The sequence below is a fragment of the Amycolatopsis sp. NPDC051371 genome, from assembly GCF_040682155.1.
Lineage (GTDB): Bacteria > Actinomycetota > Actinomycetes > Mycobacteriales > Pseudonocardiaceae > Amycolatopsis.
Map to the genome: position 1 here is coordinate 293,449 of NZ_JBFBAG010000003.1, position 10,798 is coordinate 304,246.

Genomic DNA, 10,798 nt, shown 5'->3' on the forward strand with positions numbered 1-10,798 from the left:
ACAGTTGCCACAGCTCAACGAGGGTGACTCTCCGCCGTGGCCACCCGACGAGCAGATCCGCCACCCGGCCGGCGCGCGGGCTGAGCGGAACTCCGTGCTGCGGAACCGTCGCAGCGCTCATCACGCCGTCTCCGGTCGTTCGATCGGTCTGCGGAACAAGCGGGCGGCGGTGAGCTGCCCCTGATCGGGGTCCCCGGCGGGAGGCAGCCCGGCCCGGATCTCGTCCTCGACGGTCAGGTACGCCATGCCGCTGCGCAGGTCACGGTCGTTCCGCAGCCGCACGATGAGCGGGAACAGCGACAACGCGTTGATGTCGAACAGACCGGTCGTGTAGATCAGCTGGACGCCGAGCGCGTCGGCCACCCCGATTTGGAGGTCCAGCAGGTATCCCGCGGAGGCCCGGCCGATCGGGTTGTCCAGGAACAGCACGCCCGCGTGCGGGCGGCGGAGCTGGCCGCGTTCGTTCGAACGCAGGGCAGCCATCGTGCAGTAGAGGATGATCGCCGCGGTCAGCAGCTGGCCACCCGAGAAGACATCGGCGATCGCCGCAACCCGGACGCGTTCCGCGCGGAGCGCGGCATCGGGCTTGAGCATGTCGACCCGGACTCCCTTGGGCATCGCGGCTCGCACTCCCTTCAGCAGGAGCGTCATGCCGTCACGCTTTCCCGGCCCGCCACGCGACCCCTTCACTACCTCGTGCGCCGCAGCCTCGTCGACCACGTCCCCGAGCCTGTCGTCGAGCACCGAGGTATCGAGGTCGGTGAACCGGATGCGCAGGAAATGCAGTCCGGCCCAGTCACCGAGCGCCTCGGGCAACGTGCTGACCTTCTCCGCGGTACGCAGGGTCTTGACTGCGATGTCGACCATCCCCCGCAACCGGACCACGATCTCGGTCCGGTGGCGGTCAATCTGGGCGAGGTCGTCGGTGAGGCTGCGCAGACGAGGTTTCAGGGCGGTCGCCCAGTCGTCGGCGTAGTCGGCGAGGCGATCGCGGTCCACCGCGATCATCTGCTGCCGCACCGGACTGTCGACCTCGGCGAAGGCCGATCCGACGGCGTACCTGCCCAACCCCGACGACAGGCGGCTGACCTCGCTCTGGGCGCTAGTCAAGATCTTCTTGGCCTCCGACACCGAGGTTCGGACACTCGTCCGCCGCGCTTTGGCCGCCTCCAGCGTCCCCCGGTAGGGCGTATCGTCGTCGGTCTCCCCGGCCAGGTCACTGACCGAGTCACCGATCGAATCGAAGCCGTCGGCTGTCTTCTTCGTCACCTCGATCGTCTTGTCGAGGCTATTTAGTTCGCCTTGGACCCCTTCCGCGGTGTCACGTGCTCGCAGATAGTCGTCGGAGGCGACGGCCAGGAGCTCGTCGGCGTGGGCGAGGTCGCGCGGCCGGCCATACGGCTCCATCGACACCTCCTGTGCCTGATGGGACTCGTAGGCGTTCTTGCGGCTTCCTGCCTCGGCTCCCGCCCGGCCGACCTGCTCGTCCAGGGTGTCGATCGCGCGTCCCGTCCGGAGCGTCGCAGCGGTCCGAGCGGCCGGGTCCGCACCGTCGGGCTCGGCCAGCAGCTCGGTGGCCCGGGCCCGAACCTGATCGGGCAGTTTCTCCAGCGCGGCTCGGGCATCCGCCTCGGCGGTGAGCTTGAGGTCCAGATCAGCGCGGAGGTCGGCGCCGACTTCGACCTGCTCGTACGCCGTCTTCGCGGCCGCGTAGGTCGAGCGCAGCACTTCCAGGGCTTCGCCGGGCGGGTCAGCCGCCCGGTCAGCCGAGCCGCCCCCAGGGATCTTCCCGACCTCGTCCTGGGCGGTGGCCCGAGTGCGCACCTGGTCGTCCGCTTTGCGCAGGAGATCCGATTTCTCTCCGCGTAGCCCCTCTGCCGTGGTGTTGGTGGCCTCGGCGGCACGCTCGGCGGCCTCGGCCGTTTCTTGTGCTTGCTTGTATTCACGCGACCAGGTGGGTTCGTTCGCGACCAGTTGTGCGAGGGTGGCGAGCGAACGCGATCGTTCGCTCGCGGCCCGTTCCGCGGACCGCAGCGCGGGCAGCGACCTGGTTTCGGTGTCTTCGGCTTCGATAATCTCGTCGAGACGGCTGCGGAGCTGGTTCGCCCAGCTTTCGGCCTCGTCGAAGTTGTCCTGTGCGGTATCCCGTTCTGAGATCAGGCACTCGATGGTGCCGGGCGGCCAGGTGTTCTGCCATTCCTTCAACCGGGTGACCAGCGCGCGATCGTCTTCGAGCCGAGCGGACAGCGCGTCAAGCCGGGTCGCTCGTTCCCGGACCACTGCCAGCAGGCGGGCCCGTTCGGCCGCGGCGAGATCGACGTCGTACATCGCCGGGTTCGGCGGGACCACGTATGCCCCGGCGATCGTGCCGTCCGACTCGGCGCTACCCAGAGTTTCGGTGGTGCCGACCACGACCAGCGACCGAGGGAGCAAGCGGGCGGCGGCCAGTGCCTGCCGGGCGTGGTTCACGTCGTCAGGCTTGTTCAGCACGATGCCGTCCACCAGTTGTGGATGGGCGGCCATGATTGGGCCCCGGAGGCTTTCGGCGGTGTTGGCGAGGTAGTCCCATCCGGAGTACGCCCGGATACCGGCGGCCTCGAGCACCTCGGACACGGAGGTGACATCGGGTCGCGGTGGGAGCAGGTCGGTGGTCTCCAGCGCCTGCAGAACGTCTCGGTCCGCGGCGTCGTCGACCTGCAGCTTCCGTTCTTCGGCGCTGTCCTCGCCGATGACGTCGGCGAGCCTGGCGAGCAGCGCCGGGAAGTCGGCCTCCAGGAGAACCGAGTCCGTGCCGAGCAGCGCCGCCAGCCGTTCGTCACCCGCGAGTTCGGCGGTCGCCGTTTGCGCTTCCGTGAGCACCCGTTCGGCGTCGGCCAACGCCGAACGATGTGCGTCCACCGCGCGCTCGGCATCTCGAACCGCCTTGTCGACCAGCTTCCGTTCGTCCGTCAAGCCGGCGAGCCGGTCCTCCGCGGACTTGACGGCGGCTCCGGCCTCGTCGGCCGCTGCTTCAGCTTCCTCGGCGGCCTCGGCGGGCACCCGGCCGGTGTCGAGCAGTCCGGCGGTCACCGCCGCCGTCACCGCGTCCCGGGCATCGGTGATCTTCGCGAGTGCGGCCGCTGCGAGGGCTTTCTCCTTCCCGACCGCTTCCCGGTATCCGCTCTCCTGCTCACCCAGATCCCTGATCTCCGAGTCGAGGTCACGTGCCAGGCCGGTCAACCGGGTGTTTTCCGCCGTGGCCTGATCGATGACGGCGAGCAGGCCCTGCACCAACTTCATGGCGGCGGCGTCACGCGCGCGCAGCGGTGCCTCGGCCTCGGCTTCTTTGCTCGCCACCACGTCACGAACGGCCTTGGCCGCACCCTGCGCCCTCTGAAACACGAGCAAGGCGTCGGTGGCCTTCCACGCTTCGAGGTCGGCTCGCTGTCCGGCGAGCCGCTCGGACAGCTCCTTCAGGTGCTCTTCGGCGAGGCGCCACTCGATGTGGGCCCGGTCCCGGCGCAGTTCGAGCACGATCCGGTTCATCCGGCGGTTCTCCCGATCAGCAAGCTCAAGGCGTCCGGTAGTCGTCCCCCGCCGCACATCGAGGACCTCCAGCCGGGCGGTTTCCTCGGCGTGCCGCGCCTGCAGCGCACGGACGAAGCGCACGGCTTCCCCGGCGACGGCATCGGACAGCTCCTCGGCGGCCGCTGCTTCCTTCGCGGCGGCCGCCAGCGGCTCGAGCCGTTCCAGTGCGCCGCCGACGAAGTCGCGTTCAGCGATCATCGACGTGCGTTCCGCGAGCCGGTCGGCGTAGGTGTCGATGAGCTCGGCGAGCAGTTTCGGTTCTTCGTCGTCGGCCACGGCGCGAAGCAGCCAGTCGACGAACGCCTCGTCGCTCTTGAAGGCGAATGCTCCGGCGGCCTCGCCCTCACCGGCGTTCATCGTGCGCTGGTAGCCGAACAGCTTCGAGTCGAGGTCCAACGTCCCCAGGTGGTCGGTCCACTCCGAGGGTGCTTTCAGCCACTCGAACTGCAGGTGCGGTTCCCGTCGCTGGGCTTCGGTGAGCCGGTCCCGGAAGCCGCCGAGCTCGACCCGCCGGCCTTGTTCGGTGAGCGGCAGCGTGTCGAGGTCGACACCGGCGGTCGGCCGGAGCGACCACCAGCCTTCGGTCAGCTTCGCCGGGTCGCTAGACACCACGTGCCCCCGCCAGGCCGAGGTCTTCCCGGTGATCACCCGCTGTCCGGTGCGGGTGTGCTGCCATTCCAGGATCACGTGGGCCACGTCGTCGGCGAGCACGAAGTCGTCGAGCACCCTTGTGTTCGTGGTGCCGACGATCTGCCGCCGGCCGGGGAGCATGACTGAGAAGATCAGCTTGATCAGCACGGACTTGCCGTTGCCGTTCTCGGCGAAGATCACCGACGCAGGTGACGGCCGCCGCGGCGAACCGGCATCCGCCCCGTCGAACAGGGCTCGCCGCGCCGGGGCCGCCACCGGCGGCCCGACGTGCCGGAAGTCGAGGACGATGTCGTCGTACCGCGCACCTTTCGGGCCGACGGAATGCAACCGGACCCGAGCCAGCTCATACATCGGCACCATCCACGGAGGCCGGCTCCGCGACGACCGCGAGGCTTCCCGAGGGGTCGGTGATCGAGACGACCTCGAGATCCAGCAGTTCCCGGAACGCCGCGCTCGCGGCTACCTCGCGCACCTGCTCCTGGTACCGCGGGGTCGTGCGGTAGGACCCGCCGTCCTCGGCGTTGCGGAACACCAGGAACCCCTGGTCGGTGAGGAACCGCAGCGCCTTCGTGATGATCGCGCGGGTGGTGTCCGGCGCCAGCCTGCCGTCCTTGGTCGATGCCGCGGCCGGCCTGCGGGTGTACGCGCGCCAGGCGCGTTCCAGCTCTGGAGCGGTGTCGAGGGCGTCCTGGTTCTCCTCTGCCTCGACGGCCCGCCGTTCCAGCACTGCACAAGCGTCCCGCAGCACTGCATCGACCTCGGCCACCGCCACGTAGCCGACGTAGGCCGGATTGGCGAGATCGTCCGGACGCGGAAAGGAGAGGGCCGCGACCGCGAGATGCGCCAGACCGTGCAGCATCTTGTCGACTCCGCGGTTACCCAAGGCCGTGCGCCTGGCGTATTCGTCGATCTTCAGCTCGAACGGTGACTCTTCGCGAGGGGCCGGTACCGCGCCGGACTGCTGAGTGACCGCCAGCATGGAGATGCCGAGCCCTTCGGCGAACGCGCGCACGAGCTCTGCGAACGCGTCGTCCTCGTGGTAGCGCCGGACCAACCCGGCGTAGACGGCGTCGCGGGCGGGCAGGTGCTTGGGTCGCATCCCCAGGGCCAGCAATCGCCCGGCATCGGTAGCGTCATCGGCCACCGAGTTCACGCGACCACCTCTCCTCGTTCGTCCCGGGTATCTTCGCCGGTCGGTGCTCGGTCGGTGGCGTGTCGCCCGGTGTCGAGGGCGACCAGGCCGACGAGCAGATCGGCGCCGCCGAACTCCTCGTCGGACAGCACGGCGCCGTCATCGACGGCGAGCAGAATCGACTCGTCACCTTGACGCAACGCCGTCGTGATCCCTGGATCGAGCAGGTGCAGTACCCGCAGGCCGACCAGCTGGGGCAGCTCGGGGTCGGTCTGCCGGGCCTCGGCGAGCAGGCCGGACAATCGTCTGGGGACGGGACCGAGCGCCAGTAGCTGGTCGATCGCCGCCCACTGCTCCTCGCTGAAAACGGCCGGGTCGGCGGCGGGAATGAGATCGGGTTCGGGAACCGCCTCGCCCAGGTCGTCGCGGTCCGCCGGCGGTGCCAGCAGCATGTAGATGACATCGACCAGCCGGGGGGCTCCCCGCACCCACAAGCCGGTGCCCTTGCCGAAGAAGGCGGTCGTCACCCGGGCCGCGTCCGCGACGCTCAACGAGAGAGTCGGGGTCAGCAACTGGCCGAAGAGGTCGATCATGACCCGTCTGGCCGGTGCTGAGAACTCCTGCCTGTCCTGCTCGGCGCGGAACGTCTTCCCGGCGAGAAGCAGCCTCGCTTGCAGCTGGCCATGGCGCTGCATGCAGTCCCGGACGATCGTGATGAGCGACGCGGCCTGTCGTTTCCGGGCCGAGGACTCCGACTCGTCGCGGGCCTGCGTGATGTTCGTGAGGATCGCTGTCTCAGCGCGGTGCCGCGCCGCGATGTGTGCCAAGGCGTCTTCGACGAGATCTGGCACCTCGTTCAGCCAGTCCACCGAGCGCACGTCCCGGCGGGTGGCGTCGAGCAGCCGCCGTAGCTGGTCCGCGTACTGGACGGTGCGCCACCGCGCCGCCTCCGCCGCCAGCTGCGCGTCCGAGAGCCGGCCACGCCGGACCAGGTTGGCCAGTTTCGTCTCCGTGGCCTCCTGGGCGGACTCGACGTCGGTGTCGAGCGCGCCGACCAGGACATTGATGGCTTCGTCCGTTGAGCGGAGGTAGATTTCGCCCTCCGTCGAGAACGACTCGACCAGTAGCTTGAAGGGCCAGGTGCGTCGTTCGTACCGCCCGTCGGCGTCGAATGTCCCGTACGTCGCTGCGAAGCCGCGATCCTGCGTGCCGACATTGATCAGGTTGTCCATGACCCATTTGGCGACCCGGAGGTGCTCCTCCCGTGGCCGGTCCGGCGCCTGGGCGGCTACGAACGGCAGGCTCCGGCGCAGAACCTCTTCATGATCGGCGCCGCGGTCGAAATCCATCCGGATGGTGACCTGGTCGATGATCGTCAGCGCGATTTCGGACATCTGGTAGGCACTTGCGTCTACCCAGTCGAGGCGGCCTTTCCGCGCGTCGAGGTCGTGCACCGGCGCGGTGCACGCCAGAGCCTTCAATCGCCGCCCGAGCGCCGCGTCGACCGTCGGCCCATCCGGTTCCCCGGGCTCCGTCCCCTCAGTCATTCCTTGACCATAACGACGAGGTACGACAGTTTCGACCCCGTTCTGGAGCGACGTATCGGAGCAGAATCCCAATCACGGTCGCGCAGCGTGAATCCTCGGCGAAAGATTCACCGCTGACGCAGGTGGGAGCCATCCGAACCAACGAAGATCGTCAAGCCTCGACCTGTCGATGAAAGACAGCGAAAACGAAGCTTCGCCTGCTACGGTGAGTGACAAACTGGTGCGATGAGTGAGCCGGGGCGTCCGGCGCAAATTCAGCCACGAGCCGACCGTCCTCGTCGGCGCAGGGACGCTGACCTCGACCTGCGTCCTGCCAGTCCGAATCGCAACGAGCCAGCCAGGTCAGGAGCCGCCCTGGGCACCGGGTAGCACGCCGTCGGCCGCGCCGCAACTGAGCCCGACAGCGAGCACGCCGCCGGTACCCCGCCCCCTGCCCGGGCCACTGAGCGGTTCGTAGCTCACGTGAGGTCTCCGCCAGAGCCAGCGCCCAGGGACCGAGGGCGTTGACTCACGCAGGCCATCCGCGGTCTCCACGAACTTCCGAAACTGCCAGAACGACAGGCTGATGAACACCGGCACACAGTCAGCCGGTTCGCGCTGATCACCGGTTTCGGTGCAGCCGTTGGTCGCCGAGTTAGTAACTGGTCAAGCAGTCGACTCACGCACTCGTCGGGAGCATGGTTTCGAGCGCGGCAACGTTGGCCGTGTTGGCGATGCGGCGTTTCCGGTAGTGCCGCTCCGCCACCTGACGGCTGTTCCCCAGTTGGTCGGCGATCGCTGTCGTGGGCAGGTCAGCCTCGTCGAGCACGGTCCCGACCGTCTTGCGGAACACATGGCTGGTGACCCACCCATACCCCACAGCGGTCATCGCTTCGCTGATCCTGTTGATGACGTTCGATGGATCGAGGAATCCACCGGCGAACGAGGCGAAGATCGGGCCTTCACCGGCGGTCGCCTTCCTCCGCAGCAGTACGGGAAGGGACCATTCCGGGACGCCGAGTACGAGTTCCTGCTGGTTTCCTTTCCGCAGCGGGCGGCGCATGAGCCCGCTTCCTGCTACTCGGATGATGTGATGAGTCGCGGCTACAGTCTTCCTATCAGGTTCGATGTCGGAACCGAGGATTGCCAGGGCTTCGCCAATCCGTACGCCACTGGCGAGCATGACTTCCATCAGATCGGGCAGGTCCAGCCAGAGCCGGCCACGCGAGCCCAGTGAACGTCCTCGTGCGTCCGTCTGGCGGGTCAGCGCGTACGCCCGGAGCTTGGCGAGAAGATCGACGCGCTCATCCGCGTCAAGGGCTTCCACAGTCTTCGGCTCGCCACCACGCGACATGCGTCCGATGTGGCGAATGGGATTTTCGTCCATTGCACCGTGCCTGACCGCGTAGTCACAAGCACCGGACAGCGCAGCCCTCAAGGTCTTCGCCGTGTCGTAGCTCTTCTTTTTCCGAGCGCTCCTGACGACCTTGCTGCAGCGGGTGACGACGACCTCGAAGCAATGCAGCTGCCCAAGATCGGGGATCGCCCAGTTCTTGAGCACACTACGATAGAGACGGACCGTGGTCGGCGTAAGGTTCCCCAGGATCGCTTCTTCCTCGAGCTCGTCCAGGTACAGGTCGATTACTTGTGCAAATCTAGCTGACCGGTCGATCTCTCCGTCGCGAGCTTCTTCGGACATTGCCACGAGCGCCTCTTTGAGGCGGACGACCGCTATGTCTTTGGCCGCGGCCTGACGCCGAACGCGCGACAGGGAGCCATCCGGCATTCTGAAGTAGGCGCTGGCGCGGTAGGACAGTCCTCGCCGGGCAGTTTTGGTCAGCTTTTCGACCTTGATGATGCCGTATGCGCCTATCGGAGTTGATAGTCGTCCCACAGTCGAGTCCCTAAGTGCAACGTTCGGTTGATTACCATGCTAATCTACTTGCCCAGCGCTGACGGTAGCATCACTGACACGAGTGCAGGTATCGGTTTAATTCGAAGTCGGGGACCAGGTAGTAGCGACCCGCCTTGAGTGAATTGAGTTTTCCTTGGTGAATCAAGTCGAGCACAGTTTCATATGGAATCCCGAGCTGCTGCGCGACTTCTCGCGGAGTCCACGCGCGACGGGATAAATTCTCTTTCATATCACGACTCCTAAGAAATTCAGTGAATTCGAGACCGGAAACATGGCTTGGTCACTCATGGCCAGCCGCGCAAATCGGGCCAGAGCGCAATGACCCGAGATTTCTCGGTTGTCTTGATTCGGTGACCGCCGGGTGCCAAAGTGCCAGCGATGGCGGATGGTGTCACCCCAGCCGCGCAGGCGACTGGTCGGCGCGTCGTGCTGCGGGTGGACATGGCAAGTTCTCTTTCCGTGTCTCGCTAGATCAGCATTTTCTTCAGAGACATGCGTTCGGCCGCCTGCGCGGGCGTGTACAGCAATTGCTCGTCGTCGGGGCTCCCATGTCGCAGCCCGTCCGGCTCCGCCCGCTTCGGGCGTTCGGGATCGCTGGTCATGCCGTGCCCGGGCCCGAGACGGGGGTACCCGTGCGGCAGGAGAACGGCGAGCAGCCATCGGGGTCGTCTTCCTCAGCGCTCGACCGACCGCGCGTGGCGTCGAGATCGACCTCAGCCAGACGAACCGAGCCGCCGGGTTAAGGGTGTCGAGACGGATGTTTCCGTTCGAGACCGTCCGCACCGGAATCCCCGCCTGGGCACCGAGGCGGCGGGCTGTGGCGAGCTGGGCGTAGACCTGCTTGGGCTCCCAGCCCGTGTCGGCAAACAAGGCACCGTCGAAGGGCGAGATCTCCCCCTGGCAAGCCAGCAGCAGCACGCAGAGGCTCTGCACACCGGCACCGAGGCTGAGGTACCGGCCGCGGGGTGTCCCCGGGTAACGCTCACGGCGCGCCCTGCCCGGCGTCCCGGTGGCGGCTGGACGGCGCGATGGGGATGGGCTGCGCGGACGTGACGCGGCGGAGCGGCGGGGGGCGCGTGCATCGGGGGCGGCGGTCATCGAGGCTCCGTTCGGTGGCGTCGCGTACGGCTGCGGATGGGCATGGCGAGGCCTCCTCATGGGCAGCGCGGGTGGGTGGAATGCTGCGCAGCGGGCAGGCCGGTGGGACGGCTCACCGCCCCGCAGCACCGCTGGTCAGCGGCGCGAGTCAGCAGCGGTCCTGGTGTGGCGAGTTGTGCGGTGCGCCGCAGTGCGGAGGCGGCAGGGCGCGGTGTTGCCGGAGGCCGAGCGGCCGACGCGGGCGGGATGACACGGCCAGTGCGCCAGCCGGCGTCGGGCACGGACAATGGGGCAGGTGAGTGAGATCATCGAGCAGCAGGCGCAGGGCGTGGGCGGCTTGCTGGGGCATGACGCCGTTGCCGAGGGCGCGCAGTTGGGCGGTGCGGGGCAGGTCGAGATGTTCGGCGGTGACCCAGCCAGGCGGTAGGCCCATGAGCCACTCGACGAACGCGGGCGCGAGGACGGGGCGTCCGTGGCGGCCGGGCTGGTCGGGTAGGACGCGGGTCGTCCGGTGATGAGTTCCCAGCGGTGCACGGCGGCGGCGTAGTCACCCCAGTCCACCGCCGTGGGTTCAGCGGCCACGGCGCGGCGGGCGCGCGGTGCGCGGGCAGGTGCCACGATCACTCACCTCCTTCCGCGCGGTCGTGGGCGGGCGGGGTGTAGTGGCGGCGATGACGAGGGAGGGCAGCATCAGATCGCCCTTCGAGCCCCGTTGCGCGGGGCAACCTTTCGTGCCGTCGGTGGCGCGCGGTGTCGGCAGAAGCCGTAGACTGTCCAACAGGGACGGACCTCCTTGCCGTGAGGCAGCGGAGATTCCGTTGGAAGAACCGTCGTGCGCGGTCGGTGTCGGCAACAGGCCCCCACGCGCCGGGCGAAAGACAGCTACGAAGCGCGGGGGGGGCGCGCGCC

The 10,798-nt window shown here is 67.9% G+C and carries 7 protein-coding genes; 1 reads left to right on the plus strand and 6 read right to left on the minus strand.

Features of this window, described 5'->3' with window-relative positions:
- Window positions 1-120 precede the first annotated feature (120 nt).
- The 6 genes from AB0M59_RS05915 to AB0M59_RS05940 form a co-directional block, all read right to left on the minus strand.
- The gene (locus AB0M59_RS05915; protein ID WP_364609402.1) at window positions 121-4,569 is read right to left on the minus strand and encodes a hypothetical protein; all 4,449 of its coding nucleotides are present in this window, start codon (window positions 4,567-4,569) and stop codon (window positions 121-123) included.
- Window positions 4,562-5,317, minus strand: a complete 756-nt coding sequence (locus AB0M59_RS05920; protein ID WP_364609701.1) for a hypothetical protein — start codon at window positions 5,315-5,317, stop codon at window positions 4,562-4,564. Before AB0M59_RS05920 ends, AB0M59_RS05915 begins: the two co-directional genes overlap by 8 nt.
- A gap of 50 nt (window positions 5,318-5,367) precedes the next feature.
- Window positions 5,368-6,897, minus strand: coding sequence for a hypothetical protein (locus AB0M59_RS05925; protein ID WP_364609405.1), 1,530 nt, complete (start codon window positions 6,895-6,897; stop codon window positions 5,368-5,370).
- Window positions 6,898-7,555: 658 nt separating this feature from the next.
- On the minus strand, window positions 7,556-8,770 hold the full coding sequence (locus AB0M59_RS05930) for a tyrosine-type recombinase/integrase (RefSeq protein WP_364609407.1): 1,215 nt from the start codon (window positions 8,768-8,770) through the stop codon (window positions 7,556-7,558).
- A 70-nt stretch (window positions 8,771-8,840) separates the two neighbouring features.
- Window positions 8,841-9,020: an excisionase family DNA-binding protein gene (locus AB0M59_RS05935; protein WP_364609410.1), complete on the minus strand. Its 180-nt coding sequence runs from the start codon at window positions 9,018-9,020 to the stop codon at window positions 8,841-8,843.
- A gap of 238 nt (window positions 9,021-9,258) precedes the next feature.
- Window positions 9,259-9,393: a hypothetical protein gene (locus AB0M59_RS05940; protein WP_364609413.1), complete on the minus strand. Its 135-nt coding sequence runs from the start codon at window positions 9,391-9,393 to the stop codon at window positions 9,259-9,261.
- Window positions 9,394-10,184: 791 nt separating this feature from the next.
- Between AB0M59_RS05940 and AB0M59_RS05945 the strand changes: the two genes are divergently transcribed.
- Window positions 10,185-10,316: a hypothetical protein gene (locus tag AB0M59_RS05945; RefSeq protein ID WP_364609416.1), complete on the plus strand. Its 132-nt coding sequence runs from the start codon at window positions 10,185-10,187 to the stop codon at window positions 10,314-10,316.
- Window positions 10,317-10,798: the final 482 nt, after the last annotated feature.